The organism is Micromonospora sp. KC213 (assembly GCF_004348325.1).
Taxonomy (GTDB): Bacteria; Actinomycetota; Actinomycetes; order Mycobacteriales; family Micromonosporaceae; genus Micromonospora.
On the sequence record NZ_SMKF01000080.1, the window covers coordinates 1 to 25477 of the forward strand.

20 protein-coding genes and 2 pseudogenes are annotated in these 25477 nt (G+C 72.1%); 10 read left to right on the plus strand and 12 right to left on the minus strand.

Going from position 1 to position 25477, the window contains the following annotated elements:
• The first annotated feature begins 45 nt into the window (after positions 1–45).
• Positions 46–2016 (plus strand): amino acid transporter, encoded by a 1971-nt coding sequence (locus E1166_RS17250; RefSeq protein WP_243710394.1) that lies wholly within the window; start codon positions 46–48, stop codon positions 2014–2016.
• A 124-nt stretch (positions 2017–2140) separates the two neighbouring features.
• Here the strand turns inward: E1166_RS17250 and E1166_RS17255 are convergent, their stop codons facing one another.
• Complete coding sequence (locus E1166_RS17255; RefSeq protein ID WP_132264780.1) at positions 2141–2347, minus strand: hypothetical protein; 207 nt, start codon at positions 2345–2347, stop codon at positions 2141–2143.
• A 273-nt stretch (positions 2348–2620) separates the two neighbouring features.
• Here E1166_RS17255 and E1166_RS17260 point away from each other — a divergent pair, with 273 nt between their 5' ends.
• A complete protein-coding gene (locus E1166_RS17260; protein ID WP_132340111.1) occupies positions 2621–7129 on the plus strand; it encodes a HAMP domain-containing protein in 4509 nt (1502 codons plus the stop codon).
• A 108-nt stretch (positions 7130–7237) separates the two neighbouring features.
• On the opposite strand, the gene E1166_RS17265 is transcribed toward E1166_RS17260, so the two are convergent.
• The 4 genes from E1166_RS17265 to E1166_RS17275 form a co-directional block, all read right to left on the minus strand.
• Complete coding sequence (locus E1166_RS17265) at positions 7238–7618, minus strand: YccF domain-containing protein (protein ID WP_132340114.1); 381 nt, start codon at positions 7616–7618, stop codon at positions 7238–7240.
• A 76-nt stretch (positions 7619–7694) separates the two neighbouring features.
• Positions 7695–7862, minus strand: coding sequence for a hypothetical protein (locus E1166_RS31000; RefSeq protein WP_165942600.1), 168 nt, complete (start codon positions 7860–7862; stop codon positions 7695–7697).
• A gap of 111 nt (positions 7863–7973) precedes the next feature.
• Positions 7974–8666 (minus strand): hypothetical protein, encoded by a 693-nt coding sequence (locus E1166_RS17270; protein ID WP_207914294.1) that lies wholly within the window; start codon positions 8664–8666, stop codon positions 7974–7976.
• A 249-nt stretch (positions 8667–8915) separates the two neighbouring features.
• On the minus strand, positions 8916–9551 hold the full coding sequence (locus E1166_RS17275) for an ElyC/SanA/YdcF family protein (RefSeq protein WP_243710395.1): 636 nt from the start codon (positions 9549–9551) through the stop codon (positions 8916–8918).
• Between the two features lie 135 nt (positions 9552–9686).
• On the opposite strand from E1166_RS17275, the gene E1166_RS17280 reads away from it, so the two are divergent.
• Positions 9687–10616, plus strand: coding sequence for a diacylglycerol kinase (locus E1166_RS17280; protein WP_132340150.1), 930 nt, complete (start codon positions 9687–9689; stop codon positions 10614–10616).
• Here E1166_RS17280 and E1166_RS17285 read toward each other — a convergent pair.
• Both E1166_RS17285 and E1166_RS17290 read right to left on the minus strand, forming a co-directional pair.
• A complete protein-coding gene (locus tag E1166_RS17285) occupies positions 10579–11583 on the minus strand; it encodes an EamA family transporter (protein ID WP_132340119.1) in 1005 nt (334 codons plus the stop codon). The two genes, E1166_RS17280 and E1166_RS17285, sit on opposite strands and share 38 nt — an antisense overlap.
• A gap of 71 nt (positions 11584–11654) precedes the next feature.
• Positions 11655–12380 (minus strand): HAD-IA family hydrolase, encoded by a 726-nt coding sequence (locus E1166_RS17290; protein ID WP_243710396.1) that lies wholly within the window; start codon positions 12378–12380, stop codon positions 11655–11657.
• 124 nt (positions 12381–12504) lie between these two features.
• Between E1166_RS17290 and E1166_RS17295 the strand changes: the two genes are divergently transcribed.
• Positions 12505–15288 (plus strand): DEAD/DEAH box helicase, encoded by a 2784-nt coding sequence (locus E1166_RS17295; protein ID WP_132340124.1) that lies wholly within the window; start codon positions 12505–12507, stop codon positions 15286–15288.
• A 163-nt stretch (positions 15289–15451) separates the two neighbouring features.
• Positions 15452–16345, plus strand: a complete 894-nt coding sequence (locus tag E1166_RS17300; RefSeq protein ID WP_132340126.1) for an MHYT domain-containing protein — start codon at positions 15452–15454, stop codon at positions 16343–16345.
• A gap of 175 nt (positions 16346–16520) precedes the next feature.
• Here E1166_RS17300 and E1166_RS17305 read toward each other — a convergent pair whose 3' ends face one another.
• The 3 genes from E1166_RS17305 to E1166_RS17315 all read right to left on the minus strand — a co-directional run bounded on the left by E1166_RS17305 (position 16521) and on the right by E1166_RS17315 (position 18627).
• Entirely contained in the window at positions 16521–17483 is a 963-nt protein-coding gene (locus E1166_RS17305; RefSeq protein WP_165944364.1) for a 5'-3' exonuclease, read from the minus strand.
• A 37-nt stretch (positions 17484–17520) separates the two neighbouring features.
• Positions 17521–17739 (minus strand): hypothetical protein, encoded by a 219-nt coding sequence (locus E1166_RS17310; protein WP_132340130.1) that lies wholly within the window; start codon positions 17737–17739, stop codon positions 17521–17523.
• A gap of 72 nt (positions 17740–17811) precedes the next feature.
• Positions 17812–18627 (minus strand): DUF72 domain-containing protein, encoded by an 816-nt coding sequence (locus E1166_RS17315; RefSeq protein WP_207914298.1) that lies wholly within the window; start codon positions 18625–18627, stop codon positions 17812–17814.
• Positions 18628–18968: 341 nt separating this feature from the next.
• Between E1166_RS17315 and E1166_RS17320 the strand changes: the two genes are divergently transcribed.
• Positions 18969–20111 carry an acyl-CoA dehydrogenase family protein gene (locus E1166_RS17320; RefSeq protein WP_132340134.1) on the plus strand — a complete coding sequence of 381 codons (1143 nt, stop codon included), beginning with the start codon at positions 18969–18971 and terminating at the stop codon, positions 20109–20111.
• A gap of 57 nt (positions 20112–20168) precedes the next feature.
• A complete protein-coding gene (locus E1166_RS17325; RefSeq protein ID WP_132340136.1) occupies positions 20169–20648 on the plus strand; it encodes an Lrp/AsnC family transcriptional regulator in 480 nt (159 codons plus the stop codon).
• On the opposite strand, the pseudogene E1166_RS17330 reads toward E1166_RS17325, so the two are convergent.
• Positions 20548–21219: pseudogene (locus E1166_RS17330) on the minus strand (histidine phosphatase family protein). The gene E1166_RS17325 and the pseudogene E1166_RS17330 overlap by 101 nt on opposite strands.
• A gap of 164 nt (positions 21220–21383) precedes the next feature.
• Between E1166_RS17330 and E1166_RS17335 the strand changes: the two are divergent.
• Positions 21384–22235, plus strand: a complete 852-nt coding sequence (locus tag E1166_RS17335) for a hypothetical protein (protein ID WP_132340140.1) — start codon at positions 21384–21386, stop codon at positions 22233–22235.
• A gap of 179 nt (positions 22236–22414) precedes the next feature.
• On the opposite strand, the gene E1166_RS17340 is transcribed toward E1166_RS17335, so the two are convergent.
• Positions 22415–23821 carry a lysine 2,3-aminomutase gene (locus tag E1166_RS17340; RefSeq protein WP_132340142.1) on the minus strand — a complete coding sequence of 469 codons (1407 nt, stop codon included), beginning with the start codon at positions 23819–23821 and terminating at the stop codon, positions 22415–22417.
• 154 nt (positions 23822–23975) lie between these two features.
• Between E1166_RS17340 and E1166_RS17345 the strand changes: the two genes are divergently transcribed.
• Complete coding sequence (locus E1166_RS17345; protein WP_207914300.1) at positions 23976–25025, plus strand: zinc-binding alcohol dehydrogenase; 1050 nt, start codon at positions 23976–23978, stop codon at positions 25023–25025.
• A gap of 4 nt (positions 25026–25029) precedes the next feature.
• Positions 25030–25477 (plus strand): annotated as a pseudogene (locus E1166_RS17350) (amidohydrolase family protein); the annotation flags it as partial.

A 25477-nucleotide genomic window follows, 5' to 3' on the forward strand; every position in this document is an offset into this window, starting at 1 on the left:
GCCCGGGAACCGGGGCAGGGCGAGCGCACCCGGTCGGGGCCGGTGGTGATCCCCGAGTGCGTGGACAGCCACGTCCGTTCCCAGGCCCCGGAGGGATCACTGCGGCGTTGGCTGTTCGCCCACCGGGTGCCGCCGCCCGGCCCGCAGGCCGAGGAGGGCCAGCAGAAGCGCCACCCCTGGTGGCAGGTGATGTGCCTGACCGGGGTCGACTACTTTTCCACCCTGTCCTACCTGCCTGCCATCGCGGTGCTGGCCGCCGGGGCGCTCTCCCCGCTGGCCACGCTGCTGATCGTGGCGCTGACCCTGTTCGGTGTGTTGCCGATGTACCGGCGGGTGGCGGTGGAGAGCCCGCACGGGCAGGGTTCGGTGGCGATGTTGGAGCGGCTGCTGCCGTTCTGGCGGGGCAAGCTCTTCGTCCTGGTGCTGCTCGGCTTCGTCGCCACCTCCTGGATCATCACGATCACCCTGTCCGCCGCCGACGCCACGGTCCACCTGCTGGAGAACCCGTACCTGCCGGCCGCCTTCCCGCACGGCACCCTGGCCGCGGTGGTGGTGACCGTGCTGCTGCTGGTGGTGCTGGGCGGGGTGTTCCTGATGGGGTTCACCGAGGCGGTGACCGTGGCGATTCCGCTGGTGGCGACCTTCCTCACGCTCAACGCGGTGATCGTGCTGGTCGGCCTGGCCGAGCTGGTCGCCGATCCGTCCCTGCTGGGGGAGTGGGTGGCTGCGTTGACCGCCGGCGGCGTCGGCGTCGGTGATCTGCTCGGCCCGGCGGTGCTGGCCTTCCCGCTGCTGGTGCTGGGGCTCTCCGGCTTCGAGACCGGGGTCAGCATGATGCCCCTGGTGCGGGGGGAGGGAACCGAACCGCAGCAGCGGCTGGCGGCACGGATCCGCAACACCCGCAAACTGCTCACCGCCGCCGCCGTGATCATGTCGGGATATCTGATCACCACCACCTTCGTGACCACCGTGCTGATCCCGCCGCAGGAGTTCGGCCCGGGCGGTACGGCCAACGGCCGGGCGTTGGCCTGGCTGGCCCACGAGCACCTCGGGGAGGCGTTCGGGACGGCGTACGACATCAGCAGCGTGTTGATCCTCTGGTTCGCCGGCGCGTCCGCCATGGCCGGCCTGATCAACATCGTGCCTCGGTACCTGCCCTCGTACGGGATGGCGCCGGAGTGGAGTCGGGCGGTGCGGCCGGTGGTGCTGGTCTACACGCTGATCAGCATCGCCATCACGATCGCCTTCCGGGCCGACGTCGACGCCCAGGCCGGCGCGTACGCCACCGGGATCCTCGCGATGATGGTCTCCGGCGCGGCGGCGGTGACCATCTCGGCGGTTCACGCCCGACGTCGGGTCGCCCGCGTCGGGTTCGGTGTGCTGACCGCGGTCCTGCTCTACGCGTTGGTGGAGAACGTGATCGAGAAACCGGACGGGATCGCCATCTCGGCGATGTTCATCGCGGGCATCGTCGTCGTCTCGCTGATCTCCCGGATCACCCGTACCACGGAGTTGCGGGCGGAACGGGTCGAGTTCGACGAGGCGGCCCGGCGGATGATCGCCGAGTCGCTGGCTCACGACGGCCGGCTGCACCTGATCGCGCACAAGCGCGACGGCGGGGCGATGAAGGAGTACCGGGTCAAGGAGCGCGCGCAGCGCGGCATGAACCCGGTGCCGGGCGCGGCCGACGTCCTCTTCCTGGAGATCGACGTGGTGGATCCGTCGCAGTTCAGCCAGGTGCTGCGGGTATGTGGCGTGGAGATCGGCCGGTACCGGGTGTTACGGGCCAGCAGCCCGGCCGTGCCCAACGCGATCGCCGCGATCCTATTCGCCCTTCGTGACGCCACCGGGGTACGCCCGCACGCGCACTTCGAGTGGTCCGAGGGAAATCCGGTGGCCCACCTGCTGCGCTACCTGATCCTCGGTCGGGGTGACACCCCGCCGGTGGTCAGGGAGATCATCCGCAAGAGCGAACCGGAAGCGTCCCGCCGTCCCGGCATCCACGTCGGGGGCTGAGCACCGCCACAACCCAGCCTCCTAGGATGCCATACGGGTAGTGACCGCGACGCCGGCCAGCGGTACGGCATCGGCCCGCGCCCCGGGAGGGTGGACGCGGGCCGACGATGCGGCGGGGAAGGATCTACTTCGACGGCTCGGGGAGTTTGCAGTCGACCTTCGGGTTGGCGCCCATGTAGTTCAGCGGGCCGGCCACGATGGTCACCAGGATCGTCCCGGCCTCCGCACAGTTGGTCTCGTCGTTGCCGTAGTAGCCGCGTTGGCCGGCCGCGACGGCGCCGATGATCAGCCAGATCACGACGATGACTCCGAAAATCGACGGTCCGCGCATGGGGGCCTCCCGGGTCGTGGGGGTCGAGGTGACGCTAGGTGTACCCAACGGCGGTGAGCGGATAAACGGTGTTTCGGCGCGTTGGTGGCCGTGTCGCAGACGGCGCGGCCGGTCCTGCAGGTGCACCGCATTGCCGGGTCCGATCAGCGACCGTACCGACGCGCGGGCCGGCGCGGTGCGCGACCGAGTCGAACCCGTGCATACTTTCGCGGTGGTCGATGGTGGAATTGCCGGCTCTCCGCCGGCGGCGCATAGGTGGTCGTGGTGGGCGATATGACGGTTGAGACCCGATCGCAGGGTGCAGCCCCGGCTGCGTCCCCGGTGGCCGATCCGGGGCTGCGACAGCTGCTGGCGGGACTGACCGCCGTGCGCGACGGTGACTTCGGCACTCGGCTGCCGGAGGACGCCGACGGCCTGCTCGGGGAGATCGCGACCGTCTTCAACGGCATGGTGGACCAGCTCTCGCTGTTCACCTCCGAGGTGACCCGGGTGGCCCGTGAGGTGGGCACGGAGGGGCAGTTGGGCGGCCAGGCGGAGGTGCCCGGCGTCTCCGGCACCTGGAAGGACCTCACCGACTCGGTCAACGCCATGGCCGGCAACCTGACCGACCAGGTCCGCGACATCGCCGAGGTGGCCACGGCGGTGGCCCGGGGTGACCTGTCACAGAAGATCACCGTCGACGTCCGGGGCGAGATCCTGGAGCTGAAGATCACCATCAACACGATGGTGGACCAGCTGTCGTCGTTCGCCGACGAGGTGACCCGGGTGGCCCGGGAGGTCGGCAGCGAGGGCCGCCTCGGCGGCCAGGCCGAGGTCCCCGGCGTGGCCGGCACCTGGCGCGATCTCACCGACTCGGTGAACTTCATGGCCGGCAACCTGACCAGCCAGGTGCGCAACATCGCCCAGGTGACCACGGCGGTGGCCCGGGGTGACCTGTCACAGAAGATCACCGTCGACGCTCGGGGCGAGATCCTGGAGCTCAAGAGCACCATCAACACGATGGTGGACCAGCTCTCCTCGTTCGCCGCCGAGGTGACCCGGGTGGCCCGGGAGGTGGGCACCGACGGGCGGCTCGGCGGTCAGGCCCAGGTGAGCGGGGTCGCCGGCACCTGGCGCGACCTCACCGACTCGGTGAACTCGATGGCCGGCAACCTCACCGACCAGGTCCGCAGTATCGCCCAGGTGGCCACGGCGGTGGCCCGCGGTGACCTGTCACAGAAGATCACCGTGACCGCGCACGGGGAGATCCTGGAACTGAAGAACACCATCAACACGATGGTGGACCAGCTCTCCTCGTTCGCCGCCGAGGTGACCCGGGTGGCGCGCGAGGTGGGCACCGAGGGCCGCCTCGGCGGCCAGGCCGACGTCAAGGGCGTCTCCGGCACCTGGAAGGACCTCACCGAGTCGGTGAACGTGATGGCGGACAACCTCACCGCCCAGGTGCGCAGCATCGCCGAGGTGACCACGGCGGTGGCCAAGGGTGACCTGACGCAGAAGATCCGGGTCGACGCGCGCGGGGAGATCCTGGCCCTGAAGGAGACCATCAACACGATGGTGGACCAGCTCTCCGCGTTCGCCGACGAGGTGACCCGGGTGGCGCGCGAGGTGGGCACCGAGGGCCGCCTCGGCGGTCAGGCCCGGGTGCTCAACGTCGGTGGCACCTGGAAGGACCTCACCGACAACGTCAACGAGATGGCCAACAACCTCACCAACCAGGTGCGCTCCATCGCCCTGGTCGCCACCGCCGTGGCGCAGGGCGACCTGAGCCGCAAGATCACTGTTGAGGCGAAGGGCGAGGTCGCGGTCCTCGCCCAGACCATCAACACCATGGTCGACACCCTCGGCGCGTTCGCCGACGAGGTGACCCGGGTGGCCCGGGAGGTGGGCACCGAGGGCCGCCTCGGCGGTCAGGCCCGGGTGCCGAACGTCGCGGGGACCTGGAAGGACCTCACCGACAACGTCAACTCCATGGCGAACAACCTGACCGGCCAGGTCCGCAACATCGCCCAGGTCACCACAGCCGTCGCGCAGGGCGACCTGACCAGGAAGATCGACGTCGACGCCCGGGGCGAGATCCTGGAGCTCAAGACCACCATCAACACGATGGTCGACCAGTTGTCCTCCTTCGCCGCGGAGGTGACCCGGGTCGCCCGGGAGGTCGGCAGCGAGGGCCGCCTCGGCGGCCAGGCCGAGGTCGAGGGGGTCTCCGGCACCTGGAAGCGGCTCACCGAGAACGTCAACGAGCTGGCCGGGAACCTGACCCGGCAGGTGCGGGCCATCGCCGAGGTGACCAGCGCGGTGGCCACCGGCGACCTGACCCGGTCGATCACGGTGGACGCCCCGGGTGAGGTCGGCGAACTGAAGGACAACATCAACTCGATGGTGGAGTCGCTGCGCGAGACCACCCGTACCAACCAGGAACAGGACTGGCTCAAGACCAACCTGGCCCGGATCTCCGGGCTCATGCAGGGCCACCGGGACCTGGAGGTGGTGGCCGGGCTGGTGATGAACGAGCTGGCCCCGCTGGTGTCGGCACAACTCGGCACCTTTCTGCTGGTCGACGAGACCAGCGACGGAGCGGACCTGCGGGTCGTCGGCGGCTACGGGCACGACGCCCGCCGCCGCCGGTACGCCCTCGGCGACTCGCTGGTGGGGCAGGCGGCGCTCAGCAAACGGGCGATCGTCGTCGACGCGGTGCCGGAGAACTACGTCACCGTATCCTCCAGTCTCGGCGCCGCGGCGCCCAGGCACCTGGTGGTGCTGCCGGTCCTCTTCGAGGACCAGGTGCTCGGTGTCATCGAACTGGCCAGCATGAGCCACTTCACCGAGATCCAGCGGGACTTCCTCGACCAGCTCACCGAGACCATCGGGGTCAACGTCAACACGATCGTCGCCAACGCCCGCACCGACATCCTGCTGACCGAGTCGCAGCGGCTGGCGGCCGAGTTGCAGGCCCGGTCGGAGGAGTTGCAGGCCCGGTCGGAGGAGTTGCAGCGCTCCAACGCGGAGTTGGAGGACAAGGCGGCGTTGCTGGTCCGGCAGAACCACGACATCGAGACCAAGAACTCCGAGATCGAGCAGGCGCGACAGGAGCTGGAGGCCCGGGCGCAGCAGCTCGCGCTGGCCTCGAAGTACAAGTCGGAGTTCCTGGCCAACATGAGCCACGAGCTGCGTACGCCGCTGAACTCGCTGCTCATCCTGGCCCAACTGCTCGCGCAGAACCCGTCGCGGAACCTGACCGCCAAGCAGGTGGAGTACGCCACCGTCATCCACTCCGCCGGCACCGACCTGCTGCAGCTCATCAACGACATCCTCGACCTGTCGAAGGTGGAGGCCGGGAAGATGGACATCAACCCGGAGACCTTCGACCTGTCCACCCTGCGTGACTACGTCGACGCCACCTTCCGGCCGTTGACCACCCCGCGCGGATTGCAGTTGGACATCGTCACCGGCCCCGACGTGCCGACCCGGCTGCACACCGACGAGCAGCGGCTCCGGCAGGTGCTGCGCAACCTGGTCTCCAACGCGGTCAAGTTCACCGAGCAGGGGCGGGTGCAGTTGCGTATCGAACGTGCCCGGCCCGAGGAGTTGCCCGCCACCATGACGGAACGGGAACAGGTGATCGCGTTCCGGGTCGTCGACACCGGCATCGGCATCGCCGAACAGCACCTCGGCGCGATCTTCGACGCCTTCCAACAGGCCGACGGCACCACCAGTCGACGTTACGGCGGCACCGGGCTCGGCCTGTCGATCAGTCGCGAGATAGCCCACCTGCTCGGTGGCCGGATCACCGCGCAGAGCGTGCTCGGTAAGGGCAGTACGTTCACCCTCTACCTGCCCGCGACGAGCAGCGACACGCTCCTGCCGGCGGGCGCCGAGTCGCCGACGGCGTCGCCGGTGGCCGTGTCCGTGCCGCCCGAGGCGACCGCACAGTGGCGTGCCGAGCAGCTGCGCCGGGTGATGGTGCTGGAGCACGACGAGATGGGGCTGCTCACCCTGCTGGCCCGGGGCGTGGCCCTTGGTCTCACCGATCTGCCGGTCGAGGTGTCCACGGTGGTGGACACCGCCTCGGCCGTGGAGACGTTGGCCGGGCACCGGCACCACCTGCTCGTGGTGCACCTCGACATGCCCGACGACAGCGGCGGCGCCGTGCTCAAGGCCCTGCATGACGACCGCGCCCTGCGCACCGTCCCGGTCCTGGCGTACCACGGCAACCCCCTCACGCCGGGGCAGGAGACCCTGTTGCGGGCGATGGCCGAGGATCGGCCGTTGGAGGTCCTGCGCAGCCTCGACGACCTACGGGAGCGCATCGCCCTGCACCTGACGGCCGACGTTCCCGAGCGGGTGGTGCCGTTCACCCCGGTGGTCGCCGAACCGCCCGTGCCCGGCGACCCGCTCTCCGTGGCCCTGGCCGGCCGCAAGGTCCTCGTCGTCGACGACGACGCGCGGAACGTCTTCGCCCTCACCAACATCCTGGAACTGCACGGCATCGACGTGGTGTACGCGGAGAACGGCCGCACGGGCGTCGAGACGTTGATGCGCCACGACGACATCGACCTGGTGCTGATGGACGTCATGATGCCGGAGATGGACGGGTACGCCGCCACCGCCGCGATCCGCGCCATGCCCCGCTACGCGGACCTGCCGATCATCGCGGTGACCGCCAAGGCCATGCACGGCGACCGGGACAAGAGCCTCTCCTCCGGCGCCAGCGACTACGTGACCAAGCCGGTCGACGCCGACGACCTGCTGCACTGCATCCACCGCTGGCTGACCGGCTGAGGGTCACTGTCGCGTCGGTGGCAGCAGAGCCAGCGCCGCCGCCTCGTCGCCGCCCGCCCCCGGGGGACACTGCTGTCCCCCGGGGGCGGGCCTGACCGCGGGATGTGGTCAGGGCGTGTCGACGACCTCCCGCCCCAGCGGCCAGAACGCCGCCGGGACCAGCTTGAAGTTGGCCACGCCGAACGGGATTCCGATGATCGTGAGGCAGAGCGCCACGCCGGCGACGATGTGGGACAGGGCGAGCCACCAGCCGGCGAGCACCACCCAGAGCACGTTCGCCACGCCGGAGGCGACGCCGGCGCCGGGCTTGGCGACCAGCGTGCGGCCGAAGGGCCACAGTGAGTACGCCGCGAGGCGCAGCGACGCGACGCCGAAGGGGATGGTGACCACCAGGACGAAACAGATCAGTGCGGCGATGCCGTAACCGACGGCCAGCACGAGCCCGCCGCCGAAGATCAGCCAGAGCACGTTGAGCAGAAAACGAATCACGGTGTCATGGTGACCGACCGCCGCCAGCGGCGGCACCGCCGGACCGGCCGGCCGACCTGGTGCGGGCTCGCACCGCTCAGTCGTCGCCGACGGTCTCGGACTTCCCGTCGTGGACGAAGCGGGCGGGCAGGTGCTCGTCGGGCTGTGGCGCCTGCGCCAGGTCGTGGTGCGGATCCCCGTCGGCGCTGAAGAGCACGTCGTCGGTTTTCTGGGTCTTTTCGCGGCTTTCGTCCGGCTGTGTCATGTCTCCTCCTGTGGGTGGTCGTCGCCCGGTCGCGGCGAGCGGCTGCCGGATATCCGTACCCGCCTGTGGTGCGTCCAGACCTGTCGGGCGGCGGAACGCCACCGTCGGTGCTCAGTCCGCCGACCGGGGGCCGGCGGGAGTCTCCTCGTCCCGCTCCCGGCTGAGGAAGAACGCGCCGAGCGCGCCGGCGAGAGTGCCGAAGACCACCACGGAGTACGCCGCCAGCACCAGCTCGAGCACCTGCGCGGTGGTGTCCGTGGCGGTGAGCGGCTCACCGGTGATGGTGGTCAGGGTGACGTCGTGCAGCGCCTGCCCGTACGTTCGGTAGGACCGGCTGAGCACCAGCAGTTGGCCGGCGGCCAGGATGAGCGTCACGGTCACCATCACCAGCCAGGCCAGCCGGTCGGTGAGCAGCCGTCCCGCGGACCGGGAGCCGCGTACCGCGGCGGCGACCACGCCGCCGCCCCGCGCGGCCCGCAGCGCGGCGGCTGCGCGGGCGAACCGCAGGAACGGCACGGCGAGGAAGATCAGCTGCCACCAGTTGCGCTTCCAGAACTTTCGGGCGCAGTGCCGGGCCAGCCAGGCGCGCAGCGCGAACTCGGCGACGAAGACCACCCACAACACCCAGCCGGCGACGGTGAGCACGGTGGCGAGCGGTTCGTCGTGGGTGATCACCTGGCCGAGTACCAGCAGCAGGAACAGGATGCCGAGCAGGCCCATCGGCTTGTCCAACCGGCGGGCCAGCCCCTGTAGGCGGGCGTCGTCCCGCCCGGACCGCTCAGCCGGGCGCGCATCCGCGGCCATCGGTGCCCTCACCGCCCGCCGGGTCGGTCGAGGTCCGCTTGCCGATCGGCTGGTCGGTTCCGCCCGGGGCGACTCCGCGCCTGCGTCGGTTCGGCATGTCGGGCCGGTACCCGCTGTCTTCCCCGCCATGCCGCCGGCTGCCCGATCGACTTCGAATGCGTCACGTAGCGGCATTCCGTCCGCCGCGTCAGCCCGCAACGGCGCCAACGCCGACCGGCGCGGCGGCGCGGAGGACACGGGCGGCGGCGGTCAGCCGCGCAGCGCGTCGTCGACGCCCGGTTCCCGCCGGCCGAGGTGGACCGGGTCACGGCCGGACAGTACGTCCCACGCCGCCTTGACGCTGGCGCCGTACTCGCGCAGCTCGCCGCGGCGCCACATGGCCTGGTAGCGCTGCACCGTGTCGTCGCCCACACCGTTGGCGTCCACGCCGAGCTGCCGGCAGAGCGTGACGGCCCGGGCGAGATGGAACGACTGGGTGACCACCGTCGCCCGTTCGACCCCGAAGATCCGTCTGGCCCGCGCGCACGAGTCGTAGGTGTCGAAGCCGGCGTGGTCGAGCACCACCCGCTGCGGTGGCACGCCCCGGTCGACCAGCCAGCGGCTCATCGCGCCGGGCTCGTCGTAAGCCCACTCCATGTGGTCGCCGGAGACCAGGATGGCCCGGACCTTGCCCGCGGCGTACAACTGCCGGGCGATCTCCAGCCGGGCGGCGAGGAACGCTGACGGCTGCCCATCCGCATACACCTGCGCCCCGAGCACGAGGGCCACCGGCGCGTCGGGGACGTCCTCCACGGTGAAGGTGTGCCCCTCGGCGCCGGCGCGGATCCAGTTGGCGCTGCCCACGGTGGCGGCCACGGCGAGCACCGTGCCGGCGGCGACCGGCAACAGGGCGCGACGCCACCCGGCGGCCCACGCCACCTGGCGCAACCTGGTCAGGACGCGGTGTCGACTCGGCACAAGGGTCAGTATCGCGGCATCCGCCGGCCCGTGGTGCCCCGTCGGGTGCCCGGTGCCGGTACGGTGCTCGCCGTGACCGCAGCGGATCACCGGTCGACCGGCCCCGTCGCCGTACTCGCCAACCCCACCGCCGGGCAGGGCCGTCACCGTGAGCTGCTGCCCCGGTTGCTGGCGCGGCTGGCCGACGCCGGCCGGCCGGTGCGGCTACTGACCGCCGGCACCCCCGGCGAGGCGGAGGCGGCCTGCCACGCCGCGGTCGCCGCCGGCGCCGGCGCGCTGGTCGCCGTGGGCGGCGACGGCACCGTGCACCGGGCGTTGCAGGCGGTGGCCGGTACGACGGTGCCGTTCGGCCCCGTGCCGGCCGGCACCGGCAACGACTTCGCCGCCGACACCGGCTTCCCGACCGACGCGCTCGCCGCGGCCGGGGTGATCGCCGAGGCGCTGCGTGCCGGCCGTGACCACCCCGTCGACCTGGCCCGGATGACCGGCGCGGCCGGCGGCGGCCACCGCTGGTACGGCGCGGTGCTGGCCGCCGGCTTCGACGCCGTGGTCAACGAGCGGGCCAACCGGATGCGCTGGCCACGCGGGCGCCTCCGGTACGACCTGGCGATCCTGGCCGAGCTGGCCCGGCTGCGTCCACGCCGGTACACGCTGCGCCTGGACGGGGTGGCGCACACCCTGGAGGCGGTTCTCGTGGCGGTGGGCAACGGCGCCAGTTACGGCGGCGGGATGCGGATCTGTCCCGACGCCGATCTCACCGACGGGCTGCTGGACGTGGTGGTCGGTGGCCGGTTCGACCGGCGTACCCTGCTGCGGGTCAAGCCCCGCATCCACACCGGCACCCATGTGACGCATCCGCTGGTGCGCCGGTACCGGGCCCGCACGGTGGAGTTGGTGGCCGAGGGGATCACCACGTACGCCGACGGGGAGCGGGCGTTGCCGCTGCCGGTACGGATCAGCGCCGTCCCCGGGGCGCTCCGGTTGCTGCGCTGACCGCCCCGTCCGGCAGTCGGATGGTCGATGCGTCACCGGCGTCCGGCGCGTCGTCGCGTCTCGCCGGCCGCGTGCTGGCGTCGCCCGGTGCGGCGGCGCGGACCGCACCGGCGCTGGCGACGACCACCAGCCCGATGGCGAGCATCTCCACCACGTGCAGCATCTGGTCGAGCAGGAGCCAGCCGGCGAGCGCGGCGACCGCCGGACCCAGGCTCATCAGCACCGCGAAGGTGGCGGTGGGCAGCCGGCGCAGCGCCAACAGTTCCAGGGTGTACGGCAGCACCGAGGCGAGCAGCGCCAGCCCCGCGCCGAGCGCCAGCACGTCGGCGTGCCACAGCCGGTCACCGGCGTCACGCAGCCCGAGCGGCAGGGTGACCAGGGCGGCCACCGCCAGGGCGAGGGCCAGCCCGTCCGCGCGGGGGAACCGACCACCGACCCGCGCCGAGGTGACGATGTACGCCGCCCACATCGCCCCCGCCGCGAGCGCCAGCGCGACGCCCACCGGGTCGAGCCGGTCGAAGCCGCCCTGGCCGAGCAGGGCGACCCCGGCCAACGCCAGCCCGGCCCAGCACCAGGCGACCAACCGGCGGGCGGCCACGACGGAGAGGGTGAGCGGCCCCAACACCTCCAGGGTGACCGCCGGGCCGAGCGGGATCCGTTCGATGGCCTGGTAGAAGATCGAGTTCATGCCGGCCAGGGCGAGCCCGAAGGCGAGCACCGCCAGCCAGTCGCCCCGGTCGTGCCCGCGCAGCCGGGGCCGGCACACCACCAGCATGAGCAGCGCCCCGACGGTCAGCCGCAGGGTCACCGTGCCGGGCACGCCGACCCGCGGGAAGATCAGCGCGGCCACCGCCGAGCCGAACTGCACCGACACCGCCCCGCCGAGCACCAGCCCGACCGCCCCCAGGTGCCCCCGGCCGGGGCGGCGCGGGCCCGGGCCGGGCCACGACGTGTCGGTGCTGCTCATGTCCGCGACGTTAGTCGTCCGGGGGTCGAGGGCCGCTCCCGGCCGGCCCGCCACCGGCCGGAGCACCGCGGTCAGCCCGGCAGCGCCAGGTCGAGCACCGCGCCGAGGCCGTTGTCCCGTCCCGGGTCGGCGCAGGGCAGCACCAGCACCGCGCAGCCCGCGTGCACCGCGCCCGCGTCGGTCGGGGTGTCGCCCACCATCAGGGCGCGCTCCGGGTCCACGCCGAGCATCCCGCAGGCCCGCAGGAAGATCCCGGGGTCCGGCTTGCACCGCCCCACCTCGTACGACAGGGCGTACGCGTCGACCAGCGCGTCCAGGCCCCAGGCGGCGAGCAGCGGCCGGATGTCGAAGCCGATGTTGCTGACCACCGCCACCTTCAGCCCCGCCTCGCGCAGCGCGCGCAGCGTCGGCTCGACGCCCGGGTACGGCACCCAGCCGTCGGGTGCGAGCAGCCGTTCGTAGAGCGCGTCGGCGAAACCCTCGATGCCGGCGTCCACCGTCTCGGCCAGCCCGGTGTACGCCTCGCGGTGCGCGTGCTCGTACAGGTCCCGGTCGGCCCAGAGCTCGGCCAGCCGGGGCGGCACCCGCGCGGGCAGCGGCCCGCCGGCCCGGCCGGCGGTGACCAGCCGGTCGGCGAGTACGGTGGCGCGCATCCGCTCCAGGGTCACCCCGCACGCCGCGGCGGCCTGTCGTACCCACTCGGAGGGCTCCTCCACCTGGGCCAGGGTGCCGTGGAAGTCGAACAGGACCGCTTCCACGGGTCGGCGGGCGGGACCCGGACGGGCGGCGTCACGCAGGTCACCGGGCGTTCGGGGCGGTTCGGCATGATCCGGCACGTCGTGCACCCTACCTACCCCCACTGACCGGCCTGTCGGATGCCTTGGCGGGTGACCGTCGGTCGTACGCACTAATCTTGGAGGCATGTCGAGCCCCGCCGAGCGGTACGCCGCGGCGCGCCGCCGGGCCGCGCAGGCCTCCCAGTTCCCGGCCCTGGAAGAGTTCGCCCTCGAGTTGGGGTTCGATCTCGACGACTTCCAGCGCGAAGCGTGCCAGTCCCTCGAACGGGGCAGCGGTGTGCTGGTGTGCGCTCCCACCGGCGCGGGCAAGACGGTGGTCGGCGAGTTCGCCGTACATCTTGCCCTGCGCGGTGCGCCCGGTCCGACCGACGCGCCCGGGACTCGGCGTAAGTGCTTCTACACCACCCCGATCAAGGCGCTGTCCAACCAGAAGTACCACGACCTGGTCGACCGCTACGGCGCCGACCAGGTCGGTCTGCTGACCGGCGACAACGCCATCAACGGCGACGCGCCCGTGGTGGTGATGACCACCGAGGTGCTGCGCAACATGCTCTACGCCGGCTCCAGCACGCTGCAGGGCCTGGCGTACGTGGTGATGGACGAGGTGCACTACCTCGCCGACCGGTTCCGCGGTGGCGTCTGGGAGGAGGTGATCATCCACCTGCCCGCCTCGGTCACCCTGGTCTCCCTGTCCGCCACCGTCTCCAACGCCGAGGAGTTCGCCGACTGGCTGGTCACCGTGCGTGGCGAGACCGCCGTGGTGGTCAGCGAGCACCGCCCGGTGCCGTTGTGGCAGCACATGCTGGTCGGCAAGCGGATGTTCGACCTGTTCCACGACGCCGACGCCGCCCGCAAGCACGACGTGCACCCCGAGCTGCTGCGCTACACCCGGGACACGATGCGCCGCCTGGAGTTGGGCGAGGGGCGCAGCGCCGGCCCGGGCGCCGGTCGACGCGGCCCGCGCTGGCGTGGCCCGCTGCGCCCGGACATCGTCGACCGGCTCGACCGGGAGGGGCTGCTCCCGGCGATCCTGTTCATCTTCAGTCGGGCCGGCTGCGCCGCCGCCGTGCAGCAGTGCCTCGCCGCCGGGCTGCGGCTCACCTCCGCCGAGGAGCGCGCCGAGATCCGTCGGGTGGTGGAGTCCCGGGTCACCGCCATCCCGGGCGAGGACCTCACCGTTCTGGGCTACTGGGAGTGGCTCGACGGGCTGGAGCGCGGTCTCGCCGCCCATCACGCGGGGATGCTGCCGGTGTTCAAGGAGGTCGTCGAGGAGCTTTTCGTCCGCGGCCTGGTCAAGGCGGTCTTCGCCACCGAGACCCTCGCCCTGGGCATCAACATGCCGGCCCGCTGCGTGGTGCTGGAACGCCTGGTGAAGTTCAACGGTGAGGCTCACGTCGACCTCACCCCGGGGGAGTACACGCAGCTCACCGGCCGTGCCGGGCGCCGGGGCATCGACGTGGAGGGGCACGCCGTCGTGGTCTGGTCGCCAGAGACGGACCCGCGGCACGTGGCGGGGCTCGCCTCCACCCGCACGTACCCGCTGCGTTCCAGCTTCCGGCCGTCGTACAACATGGCGGTCAATCTGGTCGGCTCGGTGGGTGCGGAGCCGGCCCGGGCGCTGCTGGAGTCGTCGTTCGCGCAGTTCCAGGCGGACCGGTCGGTGGTCGGCCTGGCTCGGCAGGTGCAGCGCAACACCGAGACCATCGAGGCGTACGGGGCGGAGGCCGCCTGCCAGCACGGCGACTTCGACGAGTACTTCGCGCTGCGGGTGGCGATCGCCGACCGCGAGCGGGCCGTGGCCCGGCAGGGGCAGGTCCAGCGCAAGGCGGCGGCGGTGGCCTCGCTGGAGCGGCTTCGCGTCGGTGACGTGATCCGGGTGCCCTCCGGCCGCCGGGCGGGCCTCGCCGTCGTGCTCGACCCGGCCACCGGCGGGTTCGGCGAGCCACGTCCGCTGGTGCTCACCCAGGACCGTTGGGCAGGTCGGGTCAGTCCCGGTGACTTCACCACCCCGGCCGAGGTGCTGGCCCGGATCCGGGTGCCGAAGCACTTCAACCACCGTTCGCCGGCGGCCCGACGGGATCTCGCCGCCGAGGTGAGTGGCACCGGGCTGGACCGGCACGGCGGCCGCCGCGGCGGCCGGTCCCGGCAGGTCGCCGGTGAGGACCACCGGATCAGCCAGCTCCGTACCGAGTTGCGTCGTCACCCCTGCCATGCCTGCCCGGAGCGGGAGGAGCACGCCCGCTGGGCGGAGCGGCGCCGCCGGCTGGAGAAGGACACCGAGGAGTTGCGCCAGCGGGTCGCCGGCCGCACCGGCTCCCTGGCCCGCACCTTCGACCGGATCGTCGCGTTGCTCACCGCCCGCGGCTACCTCTCCGCCGACGGTGGCGTCACCGACGCCGGTCGGATGCTCGGCCGGATCTGGACCGAGGCCGACCTGCTGGTCGCCGAGTGTCTGCGGCGGGGAATCTGGGACGGGCTCTCTCCGGCAGAGTTGGCCGCAGCCGTCTCCGTGGTGGTCTTCGAGGCTCGCCGGGACGTCGACGAGCGGGCGTCGTTGCCGCGCGGACCGGTCGCCGACGCCGTCGACGAGACGCTCAAGCTGTGGAGCGAGATCGAGTCCGACGAGGCGCAGCGGGGCCTGGCCGTCACCCGGGAGCCGGATCTCGGCTTCGCCTGGCCGATCTACCGGTGGGCTCGCGGTGAGGCGCTGGCCAAGGTGCTCGCCAGCGGCCACCAGTTCGACGGCGAGATGCCCGCTGGTGACTTCGTCCGCTGGGCGCGGCAGGTCGTTGACCTGCTCGGTCAGCTCGCCGACTCCGGCGGTGCGTCGGCCGAGCTGCGGGCCACCGCCCGGCAGGCGATCGCGGCTGTGAACCGCGGCGTGTTGGCGTACCACGCCGCCGCCTGATCGTCACTTCCGGGCATGCTGACCGGTGGCCGCGGTGTCGTTCGGTGACCGGGGCGCCACCCCCCGAAGCGTTCGGGGGGTGGTGTTGCACCTGTTCGGAGCCTCCCCGATTATGGCTCGGACGCTTTATTACGCGCCGGTAACTACTGGGGGGAAGGCCGCGGTGGCGGAGATCAATCACTTTGAGTACGGGTGGATCACACCCACCCTGAGCTACGCCCTGTCCGTACTCGGCTCGTTCCTCGGCCTGGTCTGCGCCGGCCGGATCCGTACCGGGGCGACCGGCGGCCAGCGTTTCTGGTGGGGGTTGTTGGCGGCCTGGGCGATCGGCGGCACCGCCATCTGGGCGATGCACTTCATGGCGATGCTCGGCTTCGCCGTCGACGGCACCCGGATCCGCTACGACGTGCCACTCACCGCGGCCAGCACGATCATCGCCGTGGTGGCGGTCGGCATCGGCCTGGCCATCGTCGGCACCGGCCGCCTCAACACGACCCGGTTGATCATCGGTGGTCTCTTCACCGGACTGGGCGTGGCCGCCATGCACTACACCGGCATGGCCGCGATGCGACTCCACGGCGATCTCACCTATGACGCCCTCCGGGTCGTCCTGTCGGTGCTCATCGCCGTCGTCGCCGCCACGGTGGCCCTCTGGCTGGCCATGACCGTCCGCCGTGGCCTGGCGATCGGCGCCTCGGCGCTGGTGATGGGTGTCGCTGTCAACGGGATGCACTTCACCGGCATGAGCGCCCTGTCGGTACACCTGCACGAGGAACGCGGCGAGGTCACCGGCGCGGAGGTCACCACCCTGCTCATTCCGATCGTCCTGGCGGTGATCTTCGGTGTGGTCGGTCTCGTCTACGCCCTGATCGCCGCGCCAACCGACGACGACCGCGCCGCGCTGGCCTACCTCGACGCCCGGCAGCCGCCGGTGGCCGCGCCGACGGCGCAGGCCGCCCCGGACCCGGTCGGGCTGCGCGCCCGGTCCCAGGCGACCCTCGGGCAGCCCGGCACACCGTTCCCGTCCCGCCGTCGCGACGACACCCGGCCACGCTGACATCGGCGGTTCGGGCGCTGCCGTCCGGCCGCGGCGACGCGGTGCGACCGTCGATTGCGGCAAACGGCGCTATCCCCGCGTCCGGACAGCGCCGTTTGCCGCAAAACGAGGTCGGGGGCCAGGCCGGCCCGGGCCGGTCCGGTCGCAGGGTCGGCTCCAGGGGGCAAGGCGTCGGTCAGTCGTGGGCGGCGAGGGCGGCGAGGGCGTCGACCAGCCGGCGGCAGGAGCTGGCAAGGTTCCACCGCTGCGCCAGCTCCAACAGCCGCTGCGGGTCGGCCGGTGCCGTCGGCAGCGCGGTGTTCAACTCCGGCAGCGGCACGTCGGTGGCCACCCGGACCACCTTCGGCGCGACCGCGAGGTAGTCGCGGGCGGCGTCGAGCCTGCCGCGCAGGCCCGGGGCGAAGGCGGAGCCCGGCGCGTCCAGCGCGGCGAGGATGCCGTCCAGGCCGCCGTAGCGCTCGATCAGCCGGGCGGCCGTCTTCTCGCCCACCCCCGGCACCCCGGGCAGCCCGTCGCTGGGGTCGCCCCGCAGGGCGGCGAAGTCGGCGTACCGGTCGGCCGGGACGCCGTATCGGGCACGGACCGCCGCGTCGTCGCAGGCCTCCAGCTTCGCCACGCCCCGACCGACGTAGAGCAACCGGACCGGGCGGGTGTCGTCGACGAGTTGGAACAGGTCCCGGTCGCCGGAGACCACCTCCACCGGGGCGGGCTCGGTCACCGAGAGCGTGCCCAGCACGTCGTCGGCCTCGTACCCGGTGGCGCCGACGGCGCAGATGCCGATGGCCGCGAGCACGTCGAGGATCACCGGCACCTGCGGGGAGAGGGTGTCCGGCACCACCTCGCCGCCCGCCGGGGCGACCCGGTGCGCCTTGTACGACGGCAGCAGCTCCACCCGCCACGCCGGCCGCCAGTCATGGTCCAGCGCGCAGACCATCCGCCCCGGCCGGCGGGTGCGGACGAGCTGGGCCAGCATGTCGAGGAAGCCGCGGATCGCGTTGACGGGTTGACCGTCCGCGGTCTTCGCCGCCGACTCGGGGACGCCGAAGTAGGCCCGGAAGTAGAGACTGGGCGCGTCGATCAGCAGGATCGGTGATTGCGATGCCACGGCGGACAGCCTGGCACAGCGGTACGACGACATGGGGGACGCGAGTCGGCGCGTGATCCTTTGCCCCCGGTCAGCGGCGATCCTTGTCGGCGTAGAGCGTGTCGCGGCGGGCAACCCGCTGCACCAGGTAGCTGGTCACCAGCAGCACGATGGCCAGCGCAACCTCCAGCCCGGCGACGGGGCCGTCGGCGATGGTGAGCCCCAGGACCAGCAGCACCAGCCCGACCAGGGCGAGGATGCCGGCGCCCAGCAGTCGGCGTCGGCGTGCCGTTGCCCGCTGCTGCGCCACCTGTCCGCCCTTCCTCGCCCTGGCACCAGGCTATCCGCGCGGGTCGGTCGACGGGCTGGCAACCGGGAACGGTCAGAACAGGGTCGTCGGCTCGACCGGCTCCGGCTGCGGCAGCGCGGCCAGCCCCGGCACCCGGGCTCGTACCTGGTCGTGGAAGCGGCGGGCGAGCTCCGGCGCGTCGGCGTTGTCCGGGGTGTGCACGAACATGGTGGGGGAGCGGCCCTCGCGCAGCCACCCGGCGACCACGTCCACCCAGTGCCGCCAGCCCTCGACGGTCGCGGCGGTGTCGTCACGGCCCAGGTAGCGGACGATCGGCCGGTCGGTCAGTGCGTGGGTACGCAGCGGCAGCCGTGGCTTCTTCGTCCACGCGTCGCGTTCGGCGTCGCTGGTCGGCGGGCGGCGGAAGAACGCGGTGGTGTCGAAGGGGATCCACTCGGCACCGGCGTCGGTGAGTACGCCGTCCAGTAGCGCCGCCGCCCGGCGGTCGGTGAAGAACGCGGGGTGGCGGACCTCCACGGCGTACCGGTGGGCGGTGGACAGTCGGCGTAGGAAGCGGGTGAGGGTGGGCACGTCGGTGGGGGCGAACGAGCCCGGTAGCTGGATCCACAGGGCATCGACCCGTGGACCGAGGGGCGCGATCGCGTCCAGGAAGATCCGCAGCGGCGCGTCGGCGTCGGTGAGCCGGCGATCGTGGGTGACGACCTTCGGCAGCTTGGGCAGGAACCGGAAGTCGGGGCCGGTCTGCCGTGCCCAGGACGCCACCGTCTCGACGGTGGGGATCGCGTAGAAGGTGGTGTTGCCCTCGACCGCGGTGCACCAGCCGGCATAGTGCCGCAGTCGCTCGTGTGCTGGCAGTGCCCGCCCCGGCCACGCCCTGTGCGTCCACATCGCGCAACCGACGTACAGGTGCATCCACCCTCCCCGTGTCCCGCGCCCGCGGCGAGCGCCGACGCACCGGACACCGTACCCAGGCCGGTGGTCGGGCCGTCGCGGCCCACCCGGACCCACGCTGCGCCGGCACGCGGTCGGCTGCTGTCGCGTCACCACCGGTCCGGTGTGCCGGGCGGGCACGGAGTAGGCCGCAGGGCCAAACGACCGTTAAGCTGGCCGGGTGGGGACCGCCGACCGCCACCGACCTGGCGGCCCGGCACCCACACCGAGGAGCCGCCGGCCGCACCCCGGACGGTGTCCAACGGCTCACCACCATCCCCGACGGAGCTCGCCGCGCCATGACCATCGACCGGATCCTCCCCACCGACGAGGCCCACGACCTGCTCGACCTGGCCACCGAACTCGCCGACCGCGAGCTCGCCCCGCGGGCCGCCGCCTTCGAGGCGCGCGCCGAGTTCCCCCGCGACGTGCTGCGCACCCTCGGCCGGGCCGGCCTGCTCGGCCTGCCGTACGCCGAGGAGTACGGCGGTGCCGCGCAGCCGTACGAGGTGTACCTGCAGGTGCTGGAGATCCTGGCCAGCCGGTGGCTCGCCGTGGCCGAGGCGGTCAGCGTGCACACCCTGTCCTGCTACCCGCTGGCCGGGTTCGGCAACGACGCCCAACGCGAACTGCTGCCCGATCTCATCGGCGGGGAACTGCTCGGCGCGTACTGCCTCTCCGAACCGCAGGGCGGCTCCGACGCCGCCGCGCTGACCACCAGGGCCGTGCGCGACGGTGACTCCTACCTGGTCACCGGCACCAAGGCGTGGATCACCCATGCCCGGACCGCGGACTTCTACAACATCTTCTGCCGCACCGGCGGGCCCGGCCCGAAGGGCATCTCCTGCCTGCTGGCCGACCGGGGCACCCCCGGGATTCTGCCGCAGGCCGCCGAACGGACCATGGGCCTGCACGCCTCCCCGGTGGCGCAGATCGCCTTCGACGGTGCCCGGGTGCCGGCCGACCGGCTGATCGGCGGCGAGGGGATGGGCTTCATCATCGCCATGTCCGCGCTGGATTCCGGCCGGCTCGGCATCGCCGCCTGCGCGGTGGGCCTGGCGCAGGCGGCACTGGACTACGCCCTGGGCTACGCGCGGGAACGCCGGCAGTTCGGCCGGCCGATCATCGACTTCCAGGGGCTCGGGTTCAACCTCGCCGACCACGCCACCCAGATCTCCGCCGCGCGGGCGCTGACGCTCGCCGCGGCCCGGCTGCGCGACGCCGGCCGGCCGTACTCCATCGAGGCGGCGAAGGCGAAGCTCTTCGCCACCGACGTGGCGATGCGGGTGACCACCGACGCCGTGCAGGTGCTCGGCGGCGCCGGCTACGTCGCCGACCACCCGGTTGAGCGGTACATGCGGGAGGCGAAGGTGCTGCAGATCGTGGAAGGCACCAACCAGATCCAGCGGCTGGTCATCTCGCGGGCCCTGGCGAAGGGCTGACTCGCCGCGGCGGGGCCCGGCACCCGTGACGGCGCGGTACGCGGTAGGTTGCACGCCGTGGAGGAGATCGACCGTGCCATCGTCGCCGCGCTGACCGCTGACGGTCGGCTGTCGTACACGGATCTGGCCGAGCGGGTGGGGCTGTCGGTCTCCGCCGTGCACCAGCGGGTCCGCCGGCTGGAGCAGCGCGGCGTGATCCACGGGTACGCCGCGAAGGTCTCGTTCGAGGCGCTGGACCTGCCGTTGACGGCGTTCGTGGCGATCCGCCCGTTCGACCCGTCGCAGCCCGACGACGCCCCGGAACGGCTGGCCCACCTGCCGGAGATCGACTCCTGCTATTCGGTGGCGGGGGAGGACTTCTACCTGCTGCTGGTGCGGGTGGCCGGCCCGGCGGACCTGGAGCGGGTGCTCCAGGAGATCCGCACCGCCGCGAACGTCACCACCCGTACGACCGTGGTGCTCTCCACCCCGTACGAGGGGCGCCCGCCGAAGATCGCGCCGGGCGCGTCGGTGCGTCGCTCGCGCGACGCCGGTTAGCGGCTCAGCCGCCGTTCCAGCGCAGGATGACCGGCCGACCGTGCTCGTGTCCGAGGACGGAGACGGTGGCGGTGTCGAGCCGCAGTTTGCCGCCGCCGGAGGGCGGCAGGCCGATCCAGCGGGCACCGACGACGCGCAGGCAGTGGGCGTGCCCGACCAGCACGATGTCGCCCCGGCCCAGCAGGGGCGTGACCCGGGCGAGTAGCCGGTCGACGCGCTGGCCGACCTGCTCGGGGGATTCCCCGCCGGGGCAGCCGTCGGTCCAGAGGTTCCATTCGGGATGGTCGCTGTGGATGTCGGCGGTGGTGCTTCCCTCGTACTCGCCGTAGTTCCATTCGACCAGGTCCTCGTCGGTCCGGTCGATCATGAGGCCGGCGAGCTGCGCGGTGCGCAGGGCCCGCCGGCGGGGGCTGGTCAGCACCCGGGCGAAGCGCCGGCCGACGAGCACGCCGCCGAGCGCGCGGGCCTGGCGCTCCCCGTCGGGGGTCAACTCCAGGTCGGTGTACGAGGTGTGCCGACGGCTGGCGCTCCAGGTGGTCTCACCGTGCCGGACCAGGACGATCTCGCTCATGCCTTTCAGTCAACCAGTCCCGACGCGGCCCGGCTCAGCCGACCCGCTTCCGCCTATCCTCCTAGGATGCACTACGGAGTGTGCGGTCACACCGAGAGCCGAACCGGCAACGACGGTCGAATGGTGTACTGGCGGCATCGTCCGGCGACGATCGGGGGAGAGCAGTGTCGGAGCACGGTGCGCAGCCGGGTGTGGTGCCCGGGGCGCGGCGGACCGCGGGCACCCTGTTCGCCGCTCTGTACGGTGAGCTGGTCCCGCACGCCTGGCGCGAGCCCGGGTCGGAACTCGACGCGTACTCGCTGTTCTGGCACCGGTCGGTGGCGATGGGTTGGCTCGACGACACGAACGCCGGAGGCGGATGCGAGGAGGGCATGCTCCGGGCGCCGGGGCTGTGGGGCATGAACGACGCGGGCTGGCGTCATCCCCTCGCCGCGGCTGACGCGGGGTTGGTCTCCTGGTTCCAGGTCGAGGCCAGTGCGGTGGCCGACGACCGGCCGCTTCCGGTGCAGCCGTTCCTGCGGTGCGCGCAGGAGGCGACGGCACGGGCCGGCACCCTGGACCTGTCGGCGGTGCAGCTGCTCCTGCCGGTTCAGCATCTCGATCCTTCCGCGCGTCCGCCGTACGCGCCGGTGCCGGCGATGCGCACGGTCCCGTGGTTCGCCGAGTGTGCCCCGCGGGCCAGGACCGCGGTGGCGATCGACGTCGACAGCGGCCAGGACCCGGCGGTGCCGGCGGTCGCGGCGCAGTTCATCGACCGGTTCGCCGCGCTGGAGCAGGCTGTGTTCGTCTGTACCTCGTACGAGGTCGCCGGGCGGGGTGCCGTCCTTTCGCCACCGTTTGACGACGCTTTCTGGCATGGTCCGCCCGAACACGGGGTGGTGCTGCGCGGGGAGCTGGCCGAGTGGTCGGGTGACGCGATCGGATGGTTGGCGGCGGTGGTGGCCGACTGCCTCGTCCGGCTGGGGGTGCGGTCGCCGCTGTTGCTCACCGCCACCCGGTCCCTCCCGGCGGCCTGACTGGAAGCTACGGGTTTCCCGTACAAACCAACCGTCCTAGGACGGCCTACGAAAAGTGTGACAACACACGAGAACAGCGGCACAGAGAGGACCGGGCGGGAACAAGCAGTAGCAGTGGCCGCGCCGAAACGCCGAGGCACGGTCACCGCTGCGGTGACCGTGCCTCGGCGTGGGCGGGATCAATGGTCGCGGTGGGTCTCCCACCACGCCTGTCCGGGCTGCGGCAGGGTGTCGATCGGGTCGTAGTAGGCGTAGCGCTTGTTCAACGCCTCAAGGTCGGCCGACTCGATCGAGGTGCGGTAGTTCTTGGTCCAGTACGAGATGCCGCGCTCCCGGTCGTACTCGGTGAGCATGTGCACCCAGCGCTTGCCGACGAAGGGGACGTCGCAGACGATCCGTGGGGTGGCGTAGCCGGGTAGGTAGCCCATGATGTCGTGCTGGAGCTGTTGGGCGTGCCAGACCGGGACCCGCCAGTGTTCCGCGTTGGGGATCATGTCGCACATGTAGAAGTAGTACGGCAGGATGCCGGCTTCGCCTTGCAGGGCGAAGCAGAGGTCCAGCAGATCGGGGGCGGAGGCGTTCACGCCGCGCATGAGTACGCCCTGGTTGCGGACGTCGCGCACACCGACGTCGAGGGCGGTCTGGGCGGCCCTGGCGACCAGTGGGGTGAGCGACTGGGCATGGTTGACGTGGGTGTGGATGGCGAGGTTGACGCCGCGACGAGCGGCGGTGCGGGCGACGCGTTCCAGGCCCTCGACGACGTCGGGCTGGAGCCAGTGTTGGGGCAGGCCCATGAGTGCCTTGGTGGCGAGGCGGATGTCCCGGATGGTTTCGATCTCGAGTAGCCGCATCAGGTAGGACTCGAGGCTGCGCCAGGGGACGTTGGCGACGTCGCCGCCGGAGACGACGACGTCGCGCACGCCGGGGTGGGCCTTGAGGTAGGTGATGTGGGCGTCGTAGCGGTCGACGGGCTTGAGGGTGAGTTTGAGCTTGTCGACCGCGGGGGTGGAGTTGCCGACCAGGTCCATGCGGGTGCAGTGGCCGCAGTACTGCGGGCAGGTGGAGAGCAGTTCGGCGAGGACCTTGGTGGGGTAGCGGTGGGTGAGGCCCTCAGCGACCCACATGTCGTGTTCGTGCAGGGAGTCGCGGCTGGCGTACGGGTGTGACGGCCAGTCGGTGCGGCGGTCGGAGGCGACGGGGATCATGTAGCGCCGGACCGGGTCGGCCAGGAACGCCTCGGTGGTGACCGGGGCGAACGGGACCATGGTGTTGATCATCTGTGGCGGCACCAGCATGGACATGGTGGCCAGGGCCTTCTGGTCGGCGTCGAGGTCGGCGTAGAAGGTCTCGTCGACGAGGTCACCGAGGACGGCGCGTAGCTGCTTGATGTTCTTGACGCAGTTGACGCGCTGCCACTGGGCGTTCTCCCACTGCTCGCGGGTGATGTGGCGCCAGCCGGGGAAGCGGGTCCAGTCGGGTTCGACCAGAGGGCTGCGCCGGTATTCGTACGGCTGCCCGGCGGTCGGTACGGCGACCGGGGCGTGACGGGGTTGAGGGATGGTCTCAACCGGTTGGGTCTGGGTCACGGCCCCTCCTCGGTGCGTGGTGCGGATGATCAGCGGCCCGAAGGCTACTGGAAAATATCCGGTGAAGAAATTAGTCTGCCGTAAGTTTTCCCGCGATGCGAGTCCTGGCCAGGGCTTCGCGCGGCTGACAGGGGAGGTCGGCGTGACGTCACCGGTGGGTCTGCACCGCGTTGTGGAACCGGCGGGAGTGCTGCCGCAGGCGGCATGGCGGCTGGACGCCGATCCGCGGATCGCCCCGAACGAGGTGCGCATCCGGGTGGAGCGGTTGAACCTGGACGCGGCGAGTTTCCGGCAGTTGTCGGAGAAGCACGGCGGGGACGGGGAGCAGATCCGCGCCGAGGTGCTGGAGATCATCTCGACCCGGGGCAAGATGCAGAACCCGGTGACCGGTTCCGGCGGCATGCTGATCGGCACGGTGGAGGAGGTCGGCCGGCGGTCCCCGCTGGGGTTGGCCGTCGGCGACCGGGTGGCGACGCTGGTGTCGCTGACGTTGACGCCGCTGCGGATCCTCGACGGGTTGGCCGGCTGGGACGGGCGCGGCGAGCAGGTTCCGTGCGACGGGTACGCGATCCTGTTCGCGCGCTCGATCGCGGCGGTGCTGCCGGCCGACCTGCGTCCGGGGTTGTCGCTCGCGGTGCTGGACGTGTGTGGTGCGCCGGCGCTGACCGCGCGGGTGGTGGGGCGGTACGTGGCCGACCGGGCGCGTGAGGGGGACGCCCGGCCGGTCGGCGTGGCCGTGATCGGTGGGGCGGGCAAGAGCGGGTCGTTGTCGCTGGCGGCGGCGCGGCGGGCCGGTGGCGTGCGTACCGTCGGGGTGGTGCCGGTGGCGGCGGAGCGGGACGCGCTGGCGGCGGCCGGGGTGGCCGACGTGGTGGCGGTGGCGGACGCGCGGGATCCGGTGGGGTTGTCGACGGCGGTGACGTCGGCGTTGGGTGCGCCGGCGGACGTGACGGTGGTCTGTGTGGACGTGCCGGGTTGTGAGCACGGGGCGGTGCTGGCCACGGCGGACGGCGGCACGGTGGTTTTCTTCTCGATGGCGACGAGTTTCGCGGCTGCGGCGTTGGGCGCGGAAGGTCTGGCGGCGGACGTGACGATGCTGGTGGGCAACGGGTACGTGCCCGGCCATGCGGCGTTCGCGCTGGATCTGCTGCGGGCGGAGCCGGGGGTCCGTGATCTGTTCGAGGCCCGGCTGGCGGCAGACTGACGCCATGACGAACCTCTCGACGCTGTACCGCGGCGGTCTGCTGCATTGTCCTGCTGACCCGAACGCGACGGCCCTGCTGGTGTCCGGCGGCCGGATCGTGTGGTTGGGGGTGGACGCGGACGCGCCGTCCGCGGACCGGGTGGTGGATCTGGCGGGGGCGTTGGTGACGCCCGGGTTCGTGGACGCGCACGTGCATGCGACGGACACCGGTCTGGCGTTGTCGGGTCTGGACGTGTCGGGTGTGCGGTCGGCGGGTGTACCTGTCGCAGGCGTCGATGCATTCGGCGTTGGTGTCGGGGGCGTTGCTGGCGGCGTGTCCGCAGGTGGTGGCCGCCGTGGGGTTCGACGCGTCGGGGTGGTTGCGGCGGGACGCGCACCACGTGGTGCGGGCGGTGGCGTTCGGGTCGGTGAGTCGGGCGCAGCGGGTGGCGGCGCAGCGGGTGGCACTGGGG

Bases quoted from the DNA above. Each gene is read 5' to 3' on its own strand.
- E1166_RS17255 (WP_132264780.1), bottom strand. From the start codon at position 2,347: ATGCGCGGACCGTCGATTTTCGGAGTCATCGTCGTGATCTGGCTGATC.
- E1166_RS17260 (WP_132340111.1), top strand. From the start codon at position 2,621: ATGACGGTTGAGACCCGATCGCAGGGTGCAGCCCCGGCTGCGTCCCCG.
- E1166_RS31000 (WP_165942600.1), bottom strand. From the start codon at position 7,862: ATGACACAGCCGGACGAAAGCCGCGAAAAGACCCAGAAAACCGACGAC.
- E1166_RS17270 (WP_207914294.1), bottom strand. From the start codon at position 8,666: ATGGCCGCGGATGCGCGCCCGGCTGAGCGGTCCGGGCGGGACGACGCC.
- E1166_RS17285 (WP_132340119.1), bottom strand. From the start codon at position 11,583: ATGAGCAGCACCGACACGTCGTGGCCCGGCCCGGGCCCGCGCCGCCCC.
- E1166_RS17295 (WP_132340124.1), top strand. From the start codon at position 12,505: ATGTCGAGCCCCGCCGAGCGGTACGCCGCGGCGCGCCGCCGGGCCGCG.
- E1166_RS17305 (WP_165944364.1), bottom strand. From the start codon at position 17,483: ATGTCGTCGTACCGCTGTGCCAGGCTGTCCGCCGTGGCATCGCAATCA.
- E1166_RS17315 (WP_207914298.1), bottom strand. From the start codon at position 18,627: ATGTGGACGCACAGGGCGTGGCCGGGGCGGGCACTGCCAGCACACGAG.
- E1166_RS17320 (WP_132340134.1), top strand. From the start codon at position 18,969: ATGACCATCGACCGGATCCTCCCCACCGACGAGGCCCACGACCTGCTC.